Origin of the sequence: Bradyrhizobium sp. th-b2 (assembly GCF_000426785.1) — a bacterium.
Classification (GTDB): Bacteria; Pseudomonadota; Alphaproteobacteria; order Rhizobiales; family Xanthobacteraceae; genus Bradyrhizobium; species Bradyrhizobium septentrionale.
In genome coordinates this window covers 106,767-128,409 of sequence record NZ_AUGA01000024.1, presented here as the reverse complement: position 1 = coordinate 128,409, position 21,643 = coordinate 106,767, and the positions used below count along the sequence as shown (strand labels likewise).

14 protein-coding genes are annotated in these 21,643 nt (G+C 64.9%); 11 read left to right on the top strand and 3 right to left on the bottom strand.

The features are described from left to right. The first annotated feature begins 33 nt into the window (after positions 1 to 33). From K359_RS0127225 to K359_RS0127215, 3 genes are read left to right on the top strand one after another with little or no spacing between them, the layout of a single operon-like run. Positions 34 to 3,300 carry a DUF2126 domain-containing protein gene (locus K359_RS0127225; RefSeq protein ID WP_029082151.1) on the top strand — a complete coding sequence of 1,089 codons (3,267 nt, stop codon included), beginning with the start codon at positions 34 to 36 and terminating at the stop codon, positions 3,298 to 3,300. Between the two features lie 20 nt (positions 3,301 to 3,320). Continuing rightward, positions 3,321 to 5,852, top strand: coding sequence for a circularly permuted type 2 ATP-grasp protein (locus K359_RS0127220; protein ID WP_029082150.1), 2,532 nt, complete (start codon positions 3,321 to 3,323; stop codon positions 5,850 to 5,852). Next, a complete protein-coding gene (locus K359_RS0127215; protein ID WP_029082149.1) occupies positions 5,849 to 6,727 on the top strand; it encodes a transglutaminase family protein in 879 nt (292 codons plus the stop codon). The genes K359_RS0127220 and K359_RS0127215 overlap by 4 nt, the downstream gene beginning before the upstream one ends. Before the next feature lie 138 nt (positions 6,728 to 6,865). Here the strand turns inward: K359_RS0127215 and K359_RS0127210 are convergent, their stop codons facing one another. Both K359_RS0127210 and K359_RS0127205 read right to left on the bottom strand, forming a co-directional pair. After that, positions 6,866 to 8,368, bottom strand: coding sequence for a sensor domain-containing diguanylate cyclase (locus K359_RS0127210; protein ID WP_029082148.1), 1,503 nt, complete (start codon positions 8,366 to 8,368; stop codon positions 6,866 to 6,868). 289 nt (positions 8,369 to 8,657) lie between these two features. Continuing rightward, on the bottom strand, positions 8,658 to 10,340 hold the full coding sequence (locus tag K359_RS0127205) for a methyl-accepting chemotaxis protein (RefSeq protein ID WP_156928688.1): 1,683 nt from the start codon (positions 10,338 to 10,340) through the stop codon (positions 8,658 to 8,660). A 340-nt stretch (positions 10,341 to 10,680) separates the two neighbouring features. Here K359_RS0127205 and K359_RS0127200 point away from each other — a divergent pair, with 340 nt between their 5' ends. The 4 genes from K359_RS0127200 to K359_RS0127185 all read left to right on the top strand — a co-directional run bounded on the left by K359_RS0127200 (position 10,681) and on the right by K359_RS0127185 (position 17,187). After that, a complete protein-coding gene (locus K359_RS0127200) occupies positions 10,681 to 12,063 on the top strand; it encodes an ethanolamine ammonia-lyase subunit EutB (RefSeq protein WP_029082146.1) in 1,383 nt (460 codons plus the stop codon). A gap of 128 nt (positions 12,064 to 12,191) precedes the next feature. Next, on the top strand, positions 12,192 to 13,778 hold the full coding sequence (locus K359_RS0127195) for a B12-binding domain-containing radical SAM protein (RefSeq protein WP_029082145.1): 1,587 nt from the start codon (positions 12,192 to 12,194) through the stop codon (positions 13,776 to 13,778). A gap of 40 nt (positions 13,779 to 13,818) precedes the next feature. After that, entirely contained in the window at positions 13,819 to 14,607 is a 789-nt protein-coding gene (eutC, locus tag K359_RS53145) for an ethanolamine ammonia-lyase subunit EutC (protein ID WP_035977204.1), read from the top strand. Positions 14,608 to 14,802: 195 nt separating this feature from the next. After that, the gene (locus K359_RS0127185) at positions 14,803 to 17,187 is read left to right on the top strand and encodes an RND family transporter (protein ID WP_029082144.1); all 2,385 of its coding nucleotides are present in this window, start codon (positions 14,803 to 14,805) and stop codon (positions 17,185 to 17,187) included. A 93-nt stretch (positions 17,188 to 17,280) separates the two neighbouring features. Here the strand turns inward: K359_RS0127185 and K359_RS0127180 are convergent, their stop codons facing one another. Then, the gene (locus K359_RS0127180; protein WP_029082143.1) at positions 17,281 to 17,784 is read right to left on the bottom strand and encodes a hypothetical protein; all 504 of its coding nucleotides are present in this window, start codon (positions 17,782 to 17,784) and stop codon (positions 17,281 to 17,283) included. A gap of 404 nt (positions 17,785 to 18,188) precedes the next feature. On the opposite strand from K359_RS0127180, the gene K359_RS0127175 reads away from it, so the two are divergent. From K359_RS0127175 to hpnE, 4 genes are all read left to right on the top strand, one after another. Then, positions 18,189 to 18,425: a hypothetical protein gene (locus K359_RS0127175; RefSeq protein ID WP_029082142.1), complete on the top strand. Its 237-nt coding sequence runs from the start codon at positions 18,189 to 18,191 to the stop codon at positions 18,423 to 18,425. A gap of 203 nt (positions 18,426 to 18,628) precedes the next feature. After that, positions 18,629 to 19,507 carry a squalene synthase HpnC gene (gene hpnC, locus K359_RS0127170; RefSeq protein ID WP_029082141.1) on the top strand — a complete coding sequence of 293 codons (879 nt, stop codon included), beginning with the start codon at positions 18,629 to 18,631 and terminating at the stop codon, positions 19,505 to 19,507. Next, entirely contained in the window at positions 19,504 to 20,340 is an 837-nt protein-coding gene (gene hpnD, locus K359_RS0127165) for a presqualene diphosphate synthase HpnD (RefSeq protein WP_029082140.1), read from the top strand. Before hpnC ends, hpnD begins: the two co-directional genes overlap by 4 nt. Beyond that, the gene (gene hpnE, locus K359_RS0127160; protein WP_029082139.1) at positions 20,340 to 21,590 is read left to right on the top strand and encodes a hydroxysqualene dehydroxylase HpnE; all 1,251 of its coding nucleotides are present in this window, start codon (positions 20,340 to 20,342) and stop codon (positions 21,588 to 21,590) included. The genes hpnD and hpnE overlap by 1 nt, the downstream gene beginning before the upstream one ends. Positions 21,591 to 21,643 lie beyond the last annotated feature (53 nt).

The following is a 21,643-nucleotide window of genomic DNA, read 5'->3' as shown; positions in this document are numbered from 1 at the left end:
TCTGCTCAAAAAAGCTGCTGGAGTCCTCGGTCCGTGTCGATCTTCGTCGCACTGCATCACGTCACGCACTACAAATACGATCGGCCGATCGATCTCGGGCCTCAGACCATTCGGCTCCGGCCCGCGCCGCATACCCGCACGCCGATCCTGAGCTACTCACTCAAGGTTTCGCCCGCCAACCACTTCGTGAACTGGCAGCAGGATCCGCAGGGCAACTGGCTGGCGCGCTACGTCTTTCCGGAGAAGACGACCGAGCTCAAGGTCGAGGTCGACTTCACCGCGCAGATGACGGTGGTCAATCCGTTCGACTTCTTCGTCGAGCCCTATGCCAGCAGCTTTCCGTTCGAATACGACGGCGATCTCAAGATCGAGCTCGCGCCCTATCTGGAAACGGACGAGCCCGGGCCGTTGCTCGCCGCTTACCTGAAGGACATTCCGCGCAACGCCGACAGCACCGTCAATTTCCTGGTCGAGCTGAACGCGCAGCTGCAGAAGAAAATCAGCTACGTGATCCGGATGGAGGCCGGCATCCAGACGCCGGAGGAGACGCTTGCCGCCGGCTCCGGCTCCTGCCGCGACTCGGCATGGCTCTTCATCCAGGCGCTGCGCCATCTCGGGCTCGCTGCGCGTTTCGTCTCCGGCTATCTCATCCAGATCCGGCCGGACATCGATCCGATCGAAGGGCCGCGCGAGGTCGAGAGCGATTTCACCGACCTGCACGCTTGGGCCGAGGTCTATCTGCCGGGCGCGGGCTGGATCGGCTTCGACGTCACCTCCGGTATGCTGACCGGCGAGGGACATATTCCGGTCTGCGCCACGCCGCATTACCGCTCGGCCGCGCCGGTGACCGGCACCGCGGGTATTGCCAATACCGAGTTCGGCTTCGAGATGACCGTCAAGCGGATCCGCGAGGCGCCACGGATCACGAGGCCGTTTTCGGATGAGTCCTGGGCGCGGCTCGACAGGCTCGGCGAGCAGGTCGATGCCGACCTGACGAAGGACGATGTGCGGCTAACCATGGGCGGCGAGCCGACATTTGTTTCGGTCGACGATCCGGAAGCGCCGGAGTGGAATGTCGCCGCGGTCGGCCCGACCAAGCGCGCGCTCGCCGACGAATTGATCCGCAAGCTGCGCACCCGCTTCGCGCCCGGTGGCCTGCTGCATTACGGCCAGGGCAAATGGTATCCCGGCGAGAGCCTGCCGCGCTGGGCGTTCGGCCTTTACTGGCGCAAGGACGGCAAGCCGATCTGGAACAATGCCGATCTGATTTTTTCAGTCGAGAATCCGCGCAAGGCTGAGATCGCCGACGCGGAGCGCTTCGCAATCGGCATCGCCGCGCGGCTTGGCCTGAAGGCGGACTACGTCATGCCGGCCTTTGAGGACACTGCGTTCTGGCTCGAGCGCGAGGCAGGCCTGCCGGCCAATGTGAGCCCGGCCAACTCCAAATTGGCCGATCCGGAAGAGCGCGCACGGATCGCGCGGGTGTTTGACGAGGGGCTGACGTCACCGAAGGGCTTTGCGCTGCCGATCCAGCGCTGGTCTCCGCTCGGCGATCGCGTGCCGGCGCGCTGGCGCAGCGAGCGCTGGAAGATCCGGCGCAGCCACCTGTTCCTCTTTCCGGGCGATTCCCCGCTGGGCTTGCGCCTTCCCATCGGCTCGCTGGAACACGTCCCGCCCGAGGATTTTCCCTATGTCGTCGAGCAGGACCCGATGGCACCACGCGATGCACTGGGGGAGATCGATCCGGAGCTGAAGCAGGCGCTCAAAGACATTGAAGAGCCGCTGCCGGTGCGCACCGCGATGTCGATCGAGGTGCGCGACGGCGTGCTGTGCGCCTTCATGCCGCCGGTCGAGAAGGTCGACGACTATCTCGAGCTGATCGCCGCGATCGAAGCCGCCGCCGAGGAACTGCAACTCCAAGTCCACGTCGAGGGCTACGCGCCGCCGTTCGATCCGCGCATCGAGGTGATCAAGGTGACGCCCGACCCCGGCGTGATCGAGATCAACGTGCAGCCGGCGCAAAGCTGGCGCGAGGCCGTCGATATCACCCTCGGCCTTTATGAAGACTCCGCGAAGACGCGGCTCGGGGCCAACCGTTTCCTGATCGATGGCCGCCACACCGGCACCGGCGGCGGCAACCACATCGTGGTCGGCGGCAGCAAGCCTGAGGACTCGCCGTTCCTGCGCCGGCCGGATCTGCTGAAGAGCCTCGTGCTGTACTGGCAGCGGCATCCGTCGCTGTCCTATTTGTTCTCCGGCATGTTCATCGGCCCGACCAGCCAGGCGCCGCGCATCGACGAGGCGCGGCATGATGGGCTCTATGAGCTCGAGATCGCGCTGTCGCACGTGCCGCCCGCGGGCATGGACGCGCCGCTGTGGCTGGTCGACCGCCTGTTCCGGCACATCCTGGTCGACATCACCGGCAACACCCATCGCGCGGAAATCTGCATCGACAAGCTCTATTCGCCCGATGGTCCGACCGGCCGGCTCGGCCTGGTCGAATTCCGCGCGCTCGAAATGCCGCCCGATCCGCGGATGTCGCTGGCGCAGCAGCTTCTGATCCGCGCGCTGATCGCCAAGCTGTGGCGCGAGCCGCAGCAAGGCAAATTCGTGCGCTGGGGCACCGCGCTGCATGACCGCTTCATGCTGCCGCATTTTCTCTGGGAGGATTTCCTCGGCGTGCTCGCCGAGCTCAAGCAGTCAGGCTACGACGTCGAGCCGGAATGGTATCAGGCGCAGCTTGAATTCCGTTTCCCCGTCTTCGGCCGCGTCCATCACGGCGGCGTCGGCCTGGAGTTACGGCAGGCGCTCGAGCCCTGGCACGTGCTCGGCGAGGAGGGCACTGCGGGCGGCACCGTGCGCTACGTCGATTCCTCGGTCGAGCGTCTGCAGGTGAAGGCGACCGGATTCGTCGAGGGCCGCCACGTCATCACCTGCAACGGCAGGCGGATGCCGATGACCGAGACCGGCCGCGCCGGCGAGGCGGTCGCCGGCGTCCGCTTCAAGGCCTGGCAGCCGGCCTCCGGGCTGCATCCGACCATTCCGGTGCACGCGCCGCTGACGTTTGATCTGATCGATACCTGGAACGGCCGCTCGCTCGGCGGCTGCGTCTATCACGTCGCCCATCCCGGCGGCCGCAACTACGAGACCAAGCCGGTCAATTCATACGAGGCCGAGGCGCGGCGGCTGGCGCGCTTCCAGGATCATGGCCATACCCCCGGCAGGATCGAGACACCGCCGGAGGAACGCACAATTGAGTTTCCCTTGACCCTCGACTTGCGGTCGCTGCTCCTGCACTAATTGTGTCAAGGGGAAGTGGAATGACCGCATCGGGTGGGCAAGGCAGCAGTCAGGAGAGCAGGGCCCGTCCCGGTCAGCGCCGGATGGCGCAGTGGACCCGTGACTATGTCCGGCTGCCCGGCATTCCCGACGAATATATTGCCGAGAACGGCGCACCGCGGCCGGTCTGGGCCCGCTTCTTCGATGCCTTTGCCGCGCTGTCGCCGGCCGATATCGAGCGCCGCTTTGCCTCCGCCGATCGTCATCTGCGCGAGGCTGGCGTCACCTATCGCGCGCCCGGCGACACTTCCGACCGGATCTGGCCACTCAGCCATCTGCCGCTGATCATCGACGCGGCCGACTGGCGGCAGCTCGCCGCCGGCGTCGCACAGCGCGCACAGCTTCTGGAAATGGTGCTGCGGGATCTCTACGGCGAAGGCCGCCTCGTCGCCGATGGCGCGATTCCTGCGGCGGCGATCGCCGGCAGCAGCGAATATCTGCGCGCGGTCAGCGGTATCAAGCCGCCCGGTGGCCGCTATCTGCATCTCTATGCCGCCGACATCGGCCGCGGGCCTGATGGCCGCTGGTGGGTGCTCGGCGATCGCACCCAGGCGCCGTCGGGCGCCGGCTATGCGCTGGAAAACCGCCTGGTGCTGTCGCGCGCGTTTTCCAATCTCTACAAGTCGATGAATGTCGAGCGCGTCGCGCCGTTCTTCGAGGCCTTCCGCGATTCGCTTCGCGCCAGCGCCGACCGCGACGAACCGCGGATCGGCCTGCTGACGCCGGGCGCCTTCAGCGAGACCTATTTCGAGCATGCCACGCTCGCGCGCTATCTCGGCTTCCTGCTGGTCGAGGGTGACGATCTCGCGGTCTCCGGCGACCGCATCCACATCCGCACCGTCGCCGGGCTGAAGCGGCTCGACGTGCTGCTGCGCCGGGTCGATTCCAACATGCTCGATCCGCTCGAGCTCGACGCGTCCTCCTATCTCGGCGTGCCCGGCCTCGTCGAGGTCCTGCGCAAGGGCGGTGTCGTGGTCGCCAACACGCCGGGCTCGGGCGTGCTGGAGGCGCGGGCGCTGCTCGGCTTCCTGCCCAATCTCTGCCGCCGTCTGCTCTCCGAAGACCTGATGATGCCGCACATCGCGACCTGGTGGTGCGGCCAGAAGTCCGCCCGCGAAGAGGTGCTGTCGCGGCTCGACGAATTCGCGATCGAGGGCGCCTATGGCCGTGGCGTTCCGGATTTTCCCGGCCACGGGCCGGTGCTCCCCGGCGAATTGTCGGCGGCGGACCGCGATCGCCTGAAGGACGCGATCAGCCATCGCGGCATCGACTATGCCGGCCAGGAACTGGTGCGGCTGTCGACCACGCCGGTGTGGGAAAACGGCCGCATCGCGCCGCGCCCGTTCGTGCTGCGGGTGTTCGCGGCGGCGACGCCGAACGGCTGGACCGTGTTGCCCGGCGGCTTCTGCCGGATTGCCGATCGGGCGGATGCGCGCGCGGTGTCGATGGGCGATGGCGCGGTGTCCGCCGACGTCTGGGTGGTCTCCGACAAGGCGGTCGCGACCTCGACCTTGCTGCCGGCGGTCGACACCGTGCGTATCCGCCGCATTGCCGGCGTGCTGCCGAGCCGCGCCGCCGACAATCTGTTCTGGCTCGGCCGCTATCTGGAGCGTGCCGAGGCCACCATCCGGCTGATCCGCGCGCTGTGCACGCCGCTGCGCGATCCGGCGCGGGCGAACTCGACCGGCACCGCACCGGCGATGCATTCGACCGAGCGCATCCAGCGCATGCTGGTCGCCTGGGGCGCGGCCTCGCAGACCGCGCGCGCCAATCCCGCCAAGGTCGCGCTCGAGGCGTTGCAGAACGAGGAGAAGTTCGGCTCGGCGCTGTCGCTGGTGCGATCGGCGCAACGTACTGCGACCTCGCTCCGCGAGCGGCTGTCGCCGGATGCCTGGCAGGTCATCACCGAGATGGCCGAGCGGCTCGCGATCGAGGTGCATGACGACGACGGCGTCGTCAGCGCCGCTGAGCTGACGTTGCAGGAGCTCGCAAGCTTCGCCGGCCTCGCGCAGGAGAACATGAACCGCGCCGCCGGCTGGCGCTTCCTCGAGATGGGCCGGCGCGCCGAGCGCGCCATCAACACCACGCGCTTCGCCCGCCAGTTCGCCTATGACGAAGCCGGCGACGAGGATCTCGACGTCCTGCTCACGCTGGTCGACTGCCAGATCACCTACCGCTCGCGCTATCTGGTGCAGCCGCTGCTCACGCCGGTGCGGGATCTCGCGGTGCTCGACCCCTACAATCCGCGCTCGGTTGCATTCCAGGTCGCCGCGCTGAACGAGCATATCGCGGCGCTGCCGAGCCTCAAGGAGCACGGCCTGATCGAGCGGCCGCAGCGGCTCGCGGTCACGGTCGAAGCGATGTTGACGACGGCCGAAGCGGCCAGCCTCGACGTCAAGACGCTGTTCGCGCTGGAGCAGGATCTGCTCAGCATCGCCGATGCGGTCGGGCTGCATTATTTCCCGCATGGACCGAACGCCAGCCGGCCGGAGAAGCTCACGGGGCTGGCGTGATCTACGACATCCGTCACGTCACGACATACAGCTACGAGACCCAGGTCAGCTTCGCGCGCTGCTCGCTGCGGCTGGAGCCGATCAGCGGCGACGGGCAACAGCTGATCTCGCATTCGGTCGATATCCGCCCCAAGCCCGCGGAGCGCACCGCGCGGCGCGACTTCTTCGGCACGCTGACCGAAAGCGTCCTGATCGAGGCCGCGCATCGCAGCCTTCGCATCGATTCCCGCTCGCGGGTCTCGGTGGCGCGGCAGCCGCCAGCGCGTGACGCCGCGAGCCCGCCCTGGGAGAGCGTGCGCGATCACGCGTTCGAAGGGTTGAGCCTCGATGCGGCCTCGCCGGTCGGCTACGTCTTTGCCAGCGCGCTGGTGCCGGTGCTGCGGCCGGTGACGGCATATGCATCGGCGAGCTTCTTGCCTGGTGGCGGCATCCTTGCCGGGGCGGCCGACCTGATGCGCCGCATCCGCAGCGATTTCAAATACGATCCCAAGGCGACCGTGATCTCGACGCCGCTGCGCGACGTGTTCGAGAAGCGCCACGGCGTCTGCCAGGATTTTGCCCATGTGATGATCGCGGGCCTGCGCGGTCTCGGCCTGCCCGCGGCATATGTCTCAGGCTATCTGCGCACCATTCCGCCGCCGGGCCAGCCGCGGCTGCAGGGCGCGGACGCAACCCATGCCTGGGCGTCGGTCTGGTGCGGCGGCGAACTCGGCTGGCTCGGGTTCGATCCGACCAACGATCTCATGGTCGCCAACGACCACATCATTCTTGCCATCGGCCGCGACTTCGCCGACGTCTCCCCGGTTGACGGCGTCATCGTCGGCGCGCGCAAGCAAAAGCTCAGCGTCGCGGTCGACGTGCTGCCGGTGGAGTGAGCGGCGGCGGGGGCGCGTTCGACCGCGCTAGAGCCTTTTCCGTTCCGATGGAATCGGAACGGGGATTCTTGTTTTGACGCGTTTTCTTTACGCGAACCGGTATCCACTTTGCTCGAAAACGCTCTAGCGTGATCTCGATCAGGCGACGTGCCGCTTGCCCGATTTATCCCACCCGATTGGGCTGACGACGACGCGGTCGCGGCCTTCATGCTTGGCTTGATAGAGCGCGAGGTCCGCGGCCTTGAGTAGATCGCGCGATGTGCGCTCGTGATCAGGGACGAGGCAAGACAATCCAATGCTGACGGTCGGTAACTCATGCTCGGATTCGCGCGCAGCCGTCAGCTTCGCGCGAATCTTTTCGGCAACTTCCAATGCGCCCGCCTTGCCGATGCCAGGCAGCAGCACCGAGAACTCCTCACCGCCATAACGCGCGCCGAGATCGGTTGCGCGCTTGGTGCTGGCTGCGATGCAGCGCCCCACGGTGGCGAGCACTGCGTCGCCGGCCTGATGTCCATAGGTGTCGTTGAACGCCTTGAAATGATCGACGTCGATCATCAGAAGCGATACCGGCGCCTTTGCGCGCATGCCGCGACGCCATTCGACGTCAAGGGTATCGTCGAGGCGGCGGCGGTTGGCGAGGCCGGTCAGCGCATCGGTGCTCGCGAGGTGTGCGAGCCGGTCTTCCGCGGCGGCGCGTCGTTTGAGCGCGGCCAGCAGATAGAACATCAGGATGATCGCGAAGCCGCTGAGCGCGGCCACCACGCCCCCGATCAGCCACAGCTGCTGCCACCAGTCGGCATAGATGCCGTCGAGTGAGAGACCCTCGGCGATGATCAGGCGGCGATGTCCGACCTCCTGAAAGACATAGAGCCGGCTGACATGATCGACGATCGATTTCGTCATGTAGGAGCCGGATTGCCGGGCCGGATACTGCTTGAAGACCAGAGAGTCCTTGATGCTTTGCCCGATCTTGCTGATGTCGAACGGTGCTCGCATCAGTATGGCGCCGTCGGCGTTGAACAGCGCCATGCTGTCACCGGAGCCGAAATTCAGCTTGCGAAACAGATTGTGGAAGTAGCTGAGCCGCATGCTGCCGGCGACCACACCAGCAAAGGACCCGTCGTCATTGCTGATGCGGCGGCTCAGGCTGATCAAATATTCGCCGTCCGAAGTGACCCACGGAGAACTGATGAACAATCCGCTATCCGCTCGCGTCCGATGTGCCTGGAAGAAGTCCCGATCGGCGAAATTTGCGGTCCGCGGCGCCAATGTTCTGGAATCGCGCGTGACGTCTCCTGCTGCGTTCAGCACGAGGATCGAGCCGAGATCCTTGGCCGTGGAGGCGCGGTCGAACAACACGACCTGGCGAAGCTCGGGACTGATCTTTCCGAGGTCCGGCAGCTTGACGCCATCGGCGACTGCCTGCAGCGAGAGGTCATAAAGCTCGATGGTGCGGTCGATCTCGCTGGCGATGGAGGCGATGAGGTTGGTCGCGCCTTCCTTCGCATGCTGGTAGTCCTTGTCCGCCATCTCCCAGAGAATGGCGGCGCAGATCGCCGAAAAGCACAGGATGAGGCCTATTCCGAGCGCGAGCAGCCGTTTGGTCGGCACCGCCTTCGGCTTTTGTACAAGCCCGTTCATTGCTCGCTTCCAATTCCCCGCGCCCCCCGCGCTCCGGGACTTTTTATAGGGGGATCAAATTGAGAAAGCCGACCTGAAGCGCGTGCAATTTTGGCCCGTGCGTTGGGAGAATCTTTACTAGAGCGTTTTCGAGCGAAGTGGACGCCGGTTCGCGTGAAGAAAACGCGTCAAAACAGGAATCTAGAGCTTCAGTTCTGATTCAATCAGAACTGAAAATGCTCTAGCCGGGATCTCGCGCAGGGTTCCGGCGCGTCGCGTGATCCGTTCAGGTTCCCGTCCGCCGCAGGTCCTACGCGGCGTCGCTGCGCAGGCTGCGGAAGAACTGCTCGACCTCGCGCGACAGCGTCTCGGCGGTTGCGGTCAGATCGTTCGAGGCTGCGAGCACCGATTCCGCCGCCTTGCTGGTCTGGTCCATATCGTCGCGGAGCGAGCCGACATTGGTCACCAGGGTTTCATTGCCCTGGGCGGCCATGTGCGCATTGGCGGAGATTTCGCGCGTGGCGGCGTCCTGCTGGCCGATCGCGCTTGCGATGTTGGCGGTGACGTTGCTGATCTCGCGCACCGCCTGGCCGATCTCGCGCACGGCGGCCACCGAGTTGCGGGTCGAAGCCTGGATCAGGCCGACATTCTCGCTGATCTCGGCCGTTGCCTTCGCGGTCTGCCCGGCCAGCGCCTTGACCTCGTGCGCGACGACGGCGAAGCCGCGGCCGGCATCGCCGGCGCGGGCGGCCTCGATGGTAGCGTTCAGCGCCAGCAGGTTGGTCTGCTCGGCGATCGCCTGGATCAGGTTCAGCACTCCGTCGATGCGCTGGGTGGTGGCGGCAAGCCCCTCGATCTCGGTGATCGAGCGGTCGGTGCGCGCACCGGCCTGATCGACCGCGCCGGACGACTGCTTGACCTGGCGGCCGATCTCCTCGACCGAGGCGGAGAGTTCTTCGGCTGCGCCCGCCACCGCGGCAACGTTGCTTGAGGCCTGTTCGGTCGCGCCTGCCGCCGCCACCGCGCGGCCGCTGGCGCCTGCCGCGACGTTTGCGATGGTCTGGGCGGTGTCGCGCATCGTGGTCGCGTTGCCGTGCACCGCGCGGAGCACCGATCCGATGGTGCTGCGGAATGTCTCGAGCGACGTCTCGATAAGCCGGCCGCGTGCATCGCGCGCCTCAGAGTCCTGCGCGACCTGAGCGTTCAGGCTGCGGTTGCGGTCCATCGCCTCCTGGAAGACCTTGATGGCGCCGGCCAGCGCACCGATCTCGTCGCTGCGGCCGACATGCGGCACTTCAACATGGTCGGCGCCCTCGGCGACGCGCTTGATGGTCGTGGTGATCTGCGACAGCGGGCGGGCCACCGAGCGGGCGATGATCAGCACGCCCAGCACCACCACGATCAGGGCGGCCGCGCCGAGCCCGGTCAGCAGCAGCGCCATTGCGCGGCTGGTGTCGGTCTGCCGCGCCAGCTTCTTGCTGCGCTCGGCGTAGACCTTGGAAAGTGCCTCGAGATCCTTGTTCAGCGCTGTGCGCACGTTGCGGTTGGCGTCGTTGTCGCCCCATTCACGCCCGGCTGCGGCCCCGATCTCGATGCCGCGGCGAACCAGCTCCTTGCGGAACTCGACGAACTGCTCGATGCGCTGCTTGAACACCCCGAACTGGCTGGCGTCGTCGGCCTGCACCAGGGTTTCCCAGTTCTTCACCACGCCGAGAATGCGCTCGTTGAACGCCAGCAGCCCGTCGCCGTATTTCTTCACCGCCGCCGGATCGGTCGACATGTAGATGCCGCGGGATTCCATCACCACGGCATAGACCAGCGAATTGACCCGCTCGACATTGAGTGCGGCACGGCTGGCGAGGTCGACGGCCTCGGTCAGCTCGGCGTTGCGCCGCGCGTTGTAGTCGGACAGCACGGTGATGGCCGCGGTCAGCGCCGCGATCAGCGCAAACGTCGAGTACAGCCTGGCAGCAAGCGAGAATCGGGATGCCATTGGAGGCCCGGATGTGGAGACGGGAGATGTGATGGGGGCGGGCATTGCGGGCACTCCAAGAGGCCGGGGAGCACCTTCGGCCGACTAAAGCTTATGCAAAACCTTCATGGACAATTTCTTAACGCGAGCGTTTTCTGTGGCCGCAACCCATAAAATCTCTAAATAAAACCAATGTCTTATAAGACGTTCTGAGTCCGCCGGGGGTCGGCGGCTTGCCGCGGCGACGATGATGCGCCGCCAAAACCATCAACACCTCCGGCGCGGAGGGCGAAGCTGGTGGCACGACTTTCGCAAAGAGGTGCTAAGCTATGCCGTCCCCGGCCCGCGACGCGAATTCCCCATGCTCTATCGTCACACCATCGATGCCACCAACTATGCATTCGACGATCTGCGCATCCTGCTTGCCAAGGCCTCGCCGCCGCGTTCCGGCGACCGATTGGCCGGCATTGCGGCCGACAGTGCGGAGGAGATGATCGCCGGGAGGCTTGCGCTTGCCAACGTTCCGCTCAAGCAATTCCTCGATGAGCCTGTGATCCCCTATGAGGACGACGAAGTCACCCGGTTGATCCTCGACAGCCACGACGTTGCCGGCTTCCTGCCGGTGTCGTCGCTCACCGTCGGCGGCTTCCGCGACTGGCTGCTGTCGGATGCCGCCACCCGTGATGTGATCAAGAAGATCTCGCGCGGCATCACGCCCGAGATGGTGGCGGCGGTGTCGAAGCTGATGCGCAACCAGGACCTGATCCTGGTCGCGAAGAAATGCGAGGTGACGACCCGCTTCCGCAACACCATCGGTTTGCGCGGGCGAATGAGCACGCGGCTGCAGCCGAACCATCCGTTCGACGACGCCAGGGGCATCACGGCCTCGATCCTGGACGGCCTGCTGCTGGGATCGGGCGATGCCTGCATCGGCATCAATCCGGCGAGCGACGATCCGAACGTCATCGGCACCCTGCTGCGGCTCTTGGACGACATCATCACGCGGCTGGAGATTCCGACGCAGGGTTGCGTGCTGACCCATGTCACGACCACGCTCGGATTGATCGGGCAGGGGCTGCCGGTCGATCTCGTGTTCCAGTCGATTGCCGGCACCGAGGCAGCCAACCGCAGCTTCGGCGTCGACCTGTCATTGCTGCGGGAGGCCCGCGAAGCCGGGCTGTCGCTGCGCCGCGGCACGGTCGGCGATAATGTGATGTATTTCGAGACCGGGCAGGGCTCTGCGCTGTCGGCCAACGCCCATCATCAGGTCGACCAGCAGACCTGCGAGGCGCGGGCCTATGCGGTAGCGCGCGCGTTCGATCCGCTGCTCGTCAACAGCGTGGTCGGCTTCATCGGTCCTGAATACCTCTACGACGGCAAGGAAATCATCCGCGCCGGGCTTGAGGATCATTTCTGCGGCAAGCTGCTCGGCCTGCCGCTCGGCATCGACGTCTGCTACACCAACCACGCCGAGGCCGATCAGGACGACATGGACAATCTCCTGACGCTGCTGGCGGCCGCCGGCGTGAACTTCATCATGGGCGTGCCGGGCGCAGATGACGTTATGCTGAACTATCAGTCGACATCGTTTCACGATGCGCTCTACGTCCGCGACCTGTTCGGCCTGGGGCGGGCGCCCGAATTCGACGATTGGCTGCTGCGCGCAGGCCTTGCCGGGCCGGACTTTCGCCTCGTTGCCGATGCGGAGCGGCTGCCCGATCTCGCTGCCAGGCTCTTGACCTGAGGGGATAGCGTAATTCTGCAGAGCAACTATCTCGGCAGTGTGACGTTGGTAAGTGCCACAATGTTGAAGAATTTCTGGCCCAGCGTTCCGCGCTATGGTTAGATTTGCGGGTGCTTCGGGGTCATTCGATGAGAGCTGAGGGCATAAAGACGGCACGGCGTATCCTCTGCGTCTTTCCGCGCTATACGTCGTCGTTTGGGACCTTCGAGCATTCCTATGCCCTCACGGACGGCGTCAAGGCGTTCATGCCGCCGCAGGGACTGCTGCTGATCGCGGCATACCTCCCCGAGAACTGGCTGGTCCGTTTCGTCGACGAGAACCTGCGTCCGGCGACGACGGAGGATTTCGAGTGGGCAGAAGCCGTGTTCGTCAGCGGTATGCACATCCAGCGCCAGCAGATGAACGACATCTGCCATCGCGCGCATGACTATGACCTGGCGGTTGCGATCGGTGGACCGTCGGTCAGTGCCTGTCCGGACTACTATCCCTCATTCGACTACCTTCATGTCGGCGAACTCGGGGACGCGACCAACGAACTGATCAAGCGCCTCGCGGAGGACACCAGCCGTCCTCCCGAGCAGGTGGTGCTCAAGACCCTCGATCGCCTGCCGATGACGGAATTCCCGCTGCCGGCCTACGAGCTCGCCGAGACCAAGAAGTATTTTCTCGGCAGCATCCAGTTCTCCTCGGGCTGTCCCTATCAGTGCGAGTTCTGCGACATCCCCGGGCTCTATGGCCGCAATCCGCGCCTGAAATCGCCGCAGCAGATCATCGCCGAGCTCGACAAGCTGCGCGCCTGCGGCGCGACTGACACCGTCTATTTCGTCGACGACAATTTCATCGGCAACCGCAAGGCTGCGAGCGAATTGCTGCCGCATCTGATCGAGTGGCAGAAGCGGACCGGCTATGTCACCCGGCTGGCCTGCGAGGCGACACTCAACATCGCCAAGCGGCCCGAGATCCTGGAGAAGATGCGCGAAGCCTTCTTCGTGACGATCTTCGTCGGCATCGAAACGCCGGATCCCGACGCGCTGAAGGCGATGCACAAGGATCAGAACATGATGGTTCCGATCCTGGAGGGCGTGCGCACCATCAATTCCTTCGGCATGGAGGTCGTCTCCGGCATCATCATGGGGCTCGATACCGACAAGCCCCAGACCGGTGATGCGCTGCTCTCCTTCGTCGAGGAGTCGCAGATTCCGCTTCTCACGATCAACCTGCTGCAGGCGCTGCCGAAGACGCCGCTGTGGGATCGCCTCGAAAAGGCGGGACGGCTGATCGACGACGAGAGCCGCGACTCCAACGTGCAATTCCTGCTGCCGTACGAGGACGTGGTCAGTTCCTGGCGCAAATGCATGGAGCTCGCCTACGAGCCCGAGACGCTGTTCAAGCGCTACCAGCATCAATGCGACTACACCTATGCCAACCGCATCAAGGTGCCGGTCAGCCCGGAGATGAAGAGCTGGGCTAATATCCGGCGCGGCCTGATCATGCTGCGCAACATCTTCTGGAAGGTTGGCGTGCTCGGCGACTACAAGCGCGTGTTCTGGAAGTTTGCGCTCGGCCGGCTCAAGCGCGGCGACATCGAGGGGCTGATCTCGGCGACCCTGGTGGCGCATCATCTGATCACGTTTGCGCGTGCAGCCTCCAGCGGTCGGCAGAACGCCTCAAACTACTCGCTCCGGCTGCGCGAGGCTTCCGTTCCCGCCGAATAGCAGCATGACAACACCGCCGGCGCCATCGTCCCCTTCGCCCATGTCCCCTTCGCCAGTGTCCGCTTCGCTTGCCGATCTGCGCGAGCTCACGCCGGCGCGCGTCGGTCTCGGCCGGTCCGGGGCCAGCCTGCCGACCAGTGCGCTGCTCGCATTCACGCTCGATCACGCCCGCGCCCGCGATGCCGTCCACGCGGCGTTCGATCTCGGCGGGATTACCGCCGGTCTTGCCGGTCTCGGCGTCACGCCGCTCGAAGTGTCGAGCCAGGCCCACAGCCGCCGCGATTATCTGCGCCGGCCCGATCTCGGACGTATGCTGGATTCCGCGTCGAGGCGGTCGCTGGAGAGGTGCGGCGTCACCGCATGCTCCTGCGCCATCGTGATCGGCGATGGCCTGTCGCCGACCGCGGTCAACGTGCACGCCGTCGAATTGATCCGGCATCTCCTGCCGCGGCTTAAGGCCGACGGGATCGACGCCGGCGCGGTGATCGCAGCATCGGGCGCGCGGGTCGCGCTGGGTGACGAGATCGGCACCATCATCGGCGCGCGCATGCTGGTGATGCTGATCGGCGAACGACCCGGCCTGTCCGCGCCGGACAGTCTGGGCGCTTATCTTACCTTCGCGCCGCGAATCGGCCTCACCGATGCCGACCGCAACTGCATCTCCAATATCCACCGCGCCGGGCTGAGCTATGCGGAAGCCGCATTCAGAATCTCCTGGCTTGTGCGCGAGGGCCTGGCACGCCAGATCACGGGGATCGCGTTGAAAGATGAAAGCGGGGCAGGATCGTCCAAGAATGCGCTACCGGGGTGTGGCAAATCAGATACTTGACGGCGGTTTTCGGCAGTTCCCGGCCACTTTAACGTGTCTCTCGCGCTTGCGAGCAAGGGGGCGGACCTGTAAAACCGCGCCGGTCAATATTTGCGTGTTTTCAAGGGCTAGCGCCGATCCGTCGCGCTCACGAGCCTCATTCGTGCCCCATAAGCCAAGCTAGACAGATCGCGCCGCTTCAGAACTGGACAGGGCATGCTCGAAAAGAATTCCGAAAGTCAGGTCCACGTCGAGAAGATCGAGGAGCCGCGGCCGGGCACTAGCATTGCATTCGGGTTGGAGCGTATCGGCCTGATCGCGATCAAGGCGCCGGTCCTGTCTGTCATCATTCTGCTCGCGCTGATGGTCGCGGCCGTTTTCGGCATCGAGCGCATCAAGATCGACGACTCCCTCAGCCAGTTGTTCCGTTCCAATTCCAAGGACTACAAGCAGTACGAAGCGGTCACCAAACGCTTCCCGGCAACCGAGTTCGACGTGCTCGTAGTGGTCGAGGGCAAGACGCTCCTTGCGCGCGAGAACCTCGAAAAGATCCGCGACATGGTCACCGACCTGCAACTGGTCGAGGGCGTGCGCGGCCTGGTCTCCCTTTTTTCGGCGCGCCAGGCGCCCGAGCCCGGCAAATTGCCGGCCGCCCTGTTCCCGTCCGAGCTTCCGCAAGGCGCCGCCTACGACAAATTCGTCGAGACCGTCAAATCCAACGAGATCATTCGCGGCAAGCTGCTGTCCGAGGATGGAACGCTCGCGCTGATCGTGTTGTCGCTCGAGCCCGAGGTTGTCGGCAGCAACAAGCTCTCCAAGGTCGTCGCGGACATGAGAAAGATCATGGCCGATGATCTCAGCGGTAGCGGGCTCAACGCCCAGCTCTCCGGCGTTCCGGTCATGCAGCTCGAAATCCGCAACGCGGTCAAGCGCGACGGGCTGACCTACAATATCCTCGGCATTCTGGCTGGCTGCATCATCGCCATCATCTTCTTCCGCAAGATATCGTTCATGGTGATCGCTGCGTTCCCGCCGATCATTGCGATCCTGCTCGCGCTCGGCGGCCTCGGCTGGGCCGGCTTCAATCTCAACATGTTCCTGAACGTGATGACGCCGCTCATCATGGTGATCAGCTTCTCCGACTCGATGCAGCTGACGTTTGCGGCACGCGACCGCCTGATCGCCGGCCAGGACAAATACACTGCGTTCAAGAACGCGGTGATGGTGGTCGGTCCGGCTTGCGTGCTTACTCATGGCACCGCCGGCATCTCGTTCATCGCGCTGCAATTCTCGAATTCCGAACTGATCCGCAAATTCGGCGAGGCCGGGCTCGCAGCTACCATCATCGCGCTGATCGCGGTGCTCTCGCTGGTGCCTGCGTTCGGAGTGCTTCTGGTACGCAACGAAAAAGTGTTCGCGGTCAAATTCCAGGGCGCCGACGCCGGTGTCCAGGCGCTGCGCAATTTCTGCTACTGGATCGCGGTGCGCATGGTGGGACGTCCCGGGCTGTTCAGCCTGCTCGCGCTGATCGTGGTCGGCGGCCTCGGCATCATCTACGCCAATCTCGAGCCGCGCTACCGGCTCGCAGATCAGGTGCCGGACAAGCGGCAGGCGGTGGCAGCCTCAAGCCGGCTCGACGCCAAGCTGACCGGCGCCAATCCGGTCGATGTGCTGATCGAATTCCCCAAGGGCCAATCGCTGTACTCGCCGGAGACCTTGAAGACGATAGCCGACGTCCACGCGATGGTCGAAACTGCGGCGGGCGTCGGCAACGTCTGGTCGCTGGAAACCTTGCGGCGCTGGCTCGCCGAAAAGGCCGGCAGCAATGACGTCGCGACGCTGAAGGAATATGTCGGCGTGATTCCCGAGCATCTGGTGCGCCGCTTCATCTCGGCGGATCAGGATGCGGTCGTGGTGTCGGGCCGGGTCCCGGATCTTGACTCGAGCGAGCTGCTTCCGGTGGTGAACAAGCTTGATAGCTCGCTGGACAAGGTGCGCGCCGAGCATCCCGGTTACGAGATCGCAGTCACCGGCCTGTCGGTGATCGCCGCGCGCAACAGCGCCAACATGATCGAAAAATTGAACCGTGGCCTGACCGTCGAATTTCTGCTGGTGGCGGTTTTCATCGGACTGGCGTTCCGCTCGGTCGTGGTGATGTTCTCCTGCATCCTGCCCGGCATCTTCCCGGTGGTGCTGTCAGGCACCGTGCTGTGGCTGCTCGGGGAGGGGCTGCAATTCGCCAGCGTGGTGGCATTGACGGTGTCGTTCGGCCTCGGGCTGAGCGCCACCATCCACTTCCTCAACCGGTTGCGGCTCGAGACCAAGCCGGGGGTCTCGCCGGAGCTTGCGGTGGAGCGCGCCACTGTGCTTGTCGGCCCCGCACTGATCCTCACTACGGTAGTGCTGGCCTGCGGCCTCGTCGTCACCGTGTTCTCCGACCTGCCGTCGCTCCGCCTGTTCGGCTGGCTCAGCGCGTTCTCGATGGTCGCAGCGCTGGTCGCGGACCTCTTCATCCTGCGGCCGACCTCGATGTTCCTGATCAACCTGTCGCAGAAGCTCCGCGGCAAGGGCGGGCAACCGGCGCCGATCGAAAAGGCTTGATCGGCGGACAATAAAAGGCCGCAACAAAAGGCCCGGTTCCGAGTGTTCGGAACCGGGCCATTTTTGTTCGCCGGAGAAATCGGTCGGGGAGCGTCAGCTCTTCGTCATCGTGATCGAGACGCCGCGGATCTCACCCTTGGAGTCGATCTGTACGACCTGCTTGGAGCCGTTGGTCTGCAGGTTCAGGTTTGCGGCAAAGCCGGACGCCTCGACGAACACGTCGATCCGCCCGCCGCCGGCGGTGCCCTGCAAATTGCCGAAGATATTGCGGCTGGCCTCGCTCCAATTGCCGGAGATCCGGTCGCCCTGGCTGGTGACGTCGCTGGAAAGGTCGAACTTGTAGCTGTCGCTCGCGCAATGCAGGCTCTGCTTCAGGCTCAGACCCGAGGGCGCGACCTTGTAATCCGCCTTGCAACGAATGCGTTCGGTGGTGCCGTTGGACAACGCCACCGTGCCGGTTCCGCTCCAGGAGCCGGCAAAACCGGCGAACGGGCCGCTGGCCTGGGCATGGACTGCGGAGGCGGACAGCATGAGTGCGGCGCCGACGCCCACAGCCCTGAGAGCCTGCCCAGAAAGGCTGGAACCAAACAGTGTCATTGTGAATTTTCCCATCAAAATCAACGCTTCCTTCGTAAGAAAGCGTCTCGCCGCATCGAAAGTTTAGTGTCACCGAAGAATGTTAGGTTCAAACGACAGAACGGCGTGCGCAACGCCGATATTGTCATCGAACAGAATCAGAAGCCTCCGGCTCGTGTGGCATCTAGCTACGCGCAAGCGCGATCCGCAATTGCCAAACGCGACAAAGTGATGGCACAAATCGTCGTTTGGAATCAATAGTTTATGCGGGGGTTTACAGCGCCGCAAATTTAGCCGCATTTAACAGTGCTTGTCGTCAATCCGTTGCCGCGTTACGTGGCGTCTGCAATCCCCAAAATCCGTCCCGGCCATGCCGAACCGCTTTTCGGGAACAGATTTTCTGCTGTCGGAAATGAAGGAATACGATGCGTAAATTTCTCCTGGCACTTGCCCTGTTGTCGATCCCGCTCTCATCCGGCGCCTCCGCCCAGCAGCAGCAGCGCGGTACGCCCGACGAGCAGAAGGCCTGCACGCGCGACGTGCAGCGTCACTGCCGCTCCGTGATCGATCAGGGCGATTTCACCATTCTCGCGTGCCTGCAGCAGAACCGCACCAAGATCAGCGCGGCCTGCGACCAGGTGCTGAAGATCCACGGCCAATAAGGTCCTCAAGGCCGCTTCAGGTCTCTTGGACCGCCGCAAGGCCCGTGAACGGCATTCCTGCCGGCCACGGGCCGGATATGCTGGCGGTCACAGATAGCATTGGTTTTGGTGGCGTATTCCCCTATATGGGGCTCGCAAATCCCCGCATGCGCCTGACCATTCGCGCCTGCGTCGTGCCATGACCAGTGTAGCCCAAATTTCCCATGACCACCGCGAGCGACCTGCGATCCGGAAAGACCCACCGCGACGAGAATTTCCCGGTCGCGTCGTGGATCATTCATCCGCGGCATCGCGCCCTGATTCTGGCCTTCTATAACTTCGTCCGCACCGCCGACGATATCGCCGATCACGCGACGCTGCCGGCCGAGGAGAAGCTGCGCTACCTCGACCTCATGGAGGCCGAGCTGCTCGGCAATGGCGATACCCAGAAGGAGGCGGTCAATCTGCGCCGGGCGCTTGCCGAGCGCGGCATGCCGCCGCGGCATGCGCTCGACGTGCTGGTGGCGTTCCGCCTCGATGTCACCAAGCTGCGCTACGAAAACTGGGATGATGTGATCGACTATTGCCGCTACTCGGCGATGCCGGTCGGGCGGTTCATGCTCGACGTGCACGGCGAGGACATTTCGACCTGGGCGGCGTCGGACGCGCTCTGCGCCGGTCTGCAGATCAACAATCATCTGCAGGACTGCGGCAAGGACTACAGGAATCTGAACCGCGTCTATCTGCCGCGCGACGCGCTGGCCGCGGCGGACGCGACCGTCGAGATGCTCGGCGAGGCGAAATCACCGCCGGCCTTGCTCGGATGCCTGCAGGCGCTCGCGGTGCGCACCGCGGCGCTGCTCGACGAGAGCAAGTCGCTCGCCGCCGAGGTGAAGGACTTCAGGCTCGGGCTCGAGATCTCGGTGATCCAGGCCTTCGCCGACAAGATCGTCAACATGCTGAAGGTGCGCGATCCGCTCAGCGAGCGGGTGCATCTCGGCCCGGTCGAACTGCTGCTGCAGAGCCTTGGCGGCGTCGCTGGCGAGACCACCCGGCGCGCGATCGGACGGCGTGCGGTCTCAAGGACGGCGGCAGGCGCATGAGTGTCGAGGCGGCGGCCAACGCAAATTACGGAAGCACCGCATCGGGCAGCTCGTTCTATGCCGCGATGCGCGTCCTGCCGCGCGCGCAGCGCGAGGCGATGTTCCAGATCTACAGCTTCTGCCGGCAGGTCGACGACATCGCCGATTCCGATGGCCCGCGGCCGGAGCGGCTGGCCGCGCTGCAGCAGTGGCGCGACGACATCGACGCGCTCTATGCGGGGCATCCCCCGGAGCGGCTGAAGGATTACGTGGCCTCGGTGAAGACCTTCGGGCTCAAGCGCGAGGATTTCGTCGCGATCGTCGACGGCATGGAGATGGACGTGCCGCAGGATATCCGCGCGCCGGATCTCGCGATGCTCGACCTGTATTGCGATCGCGTCGCGAGCGCGGTCGGCCGGCTGTCGGTGCGCGTGTTCGGCCTGCCCGAGGACGACGGCATCGAACTCGCTTATCACCTCGGCCGCGCGCTGCAGCTCACCAACATCCTGCGCGACATCGACGAGGACGCCGGCCTCGGCCGCCTCTATCTGCCGCGCGAATGGCTCTGGCACGCCGGCATCACCAATAACGACCCGGCCCGCGTCACCGCCGACCGCGCGCTGCCGAAAGTGTGCGCGCCGCTCGCCGAGCGCGCCAAGATGCATTTCCAGAAGTCTGACGAGATCATGAAGCGCAATTCGCGGCGCGCCGTGCGCGCGCCGCGAATCATGTCGAAATACTACCGCGCGATCCTCGATCTCCTGATCGCGCGCGGCTTCACTGCCCCGCGTGCGCCGGTGCGTGTGTCCAAGGCGGCCAAGATCGGCATTCTTCTTCGTTACGCGATCATCTGATGCAAAAGACCGTTCATATCATCGGTGCCGGCATTTCCGGCCTCTCCGCGGCCATGCGGCTTGCCAATGGCGGCTACAAAGTGTGCGTCCACGAGGCGACGCAGCAGGCCGGTGGCCGCTGCCGTTCCTATTTCGACGCCGCTACCAATCTGACTATCGACAACGGCAACCATCTCTTGCTGTCGGGCAACCGCCATGCGTTGAGCTACGCACGCTCGATCGGGACCGAGGCCGGTCTCGTGGGACCCGCGCGCGCGCAGTTTCCGTTCGTCGATCTTGCCGGCGGCCAGCGCTGGCAGCTCGACCTTGGCGACTCCCGCTTGCCGCTGTGGGTGTTCGACGAGGCGCGCCGCGTCCCGGACACTACCCTGCGCGATTATCTCGCATTGGCGCCGCTGGCCTGGGCCGGCACCGGGGCGCTGGTCGGCAACACCATTCCCTGCAAGGGCACGCTGTATGACCGCCTGGTGCAGCCGCTGCTGCTGGCTGCGCTGAACGTCGATCCGCCGGAGGGCTCGGCCGGGCTTGCCGGCGCCATCGTGCGCGAGACGCTGCTCGCGGGCGGGCAGGCCTGCCGTCCGCTGATCGCGCGCGACGGCCTGAGCTCGGTCCTGATCGAGCCGGCCGTGAAGCTGCTGCAGGAGCGGGGCAACAGCGTCCAGTTCAGTCACGAATTGCGTGCACTCGTCATGTCGGGTGATCGCGTCGGCGAGCTCGACTTCGGCGGCGGCGACAAGATCGCGCTGGCGGCCGGCGATGCCGTCGTGCTGGCGGTGCCGCCGCGCGCTGCTGCCACGCTGCTGCCCGGCCTGAAAACGCCGACCAAATTCCGCGCCATCGTGAACGCGCACTTCCGCATCGATCCGCCGCGCGATGCCGCGCCCATTCTTGGCGTGGTCGGCGGGCTCGTGGAATGGCTGTTCGCCTTCCCGCAACGGCTGTCGGTGACGATCAGCAATGGCGATCGCCTGGTCGACATGCCGCGCGAGGAGCTCGCGCAGGCGATCTGGCGGGATATCTGCAAGGCATCGGGCGTGTCCGGTGACCTGCCGCCCTGGCAGATCGTGCGCGAGCGCCGCGCTACATTCGAGGCGACGCCGGAGCAGAATGCCCTGCGTCCGGGGCCCGCGACGGCGCAAAAAAACCTGTTCCTTGCCGGTGACTGGACTGCTACCGGGTTGCCGGCAACCATCGAGGGATCGGTGCGATCGGGGGATCGCGCCGCCGATCTGGTTTTGGCCAGGCGCTAGATTCGACCTATTGGAGCGACGCCGGCCAGCGTGGGCCGGCCCGCGATGAAGAG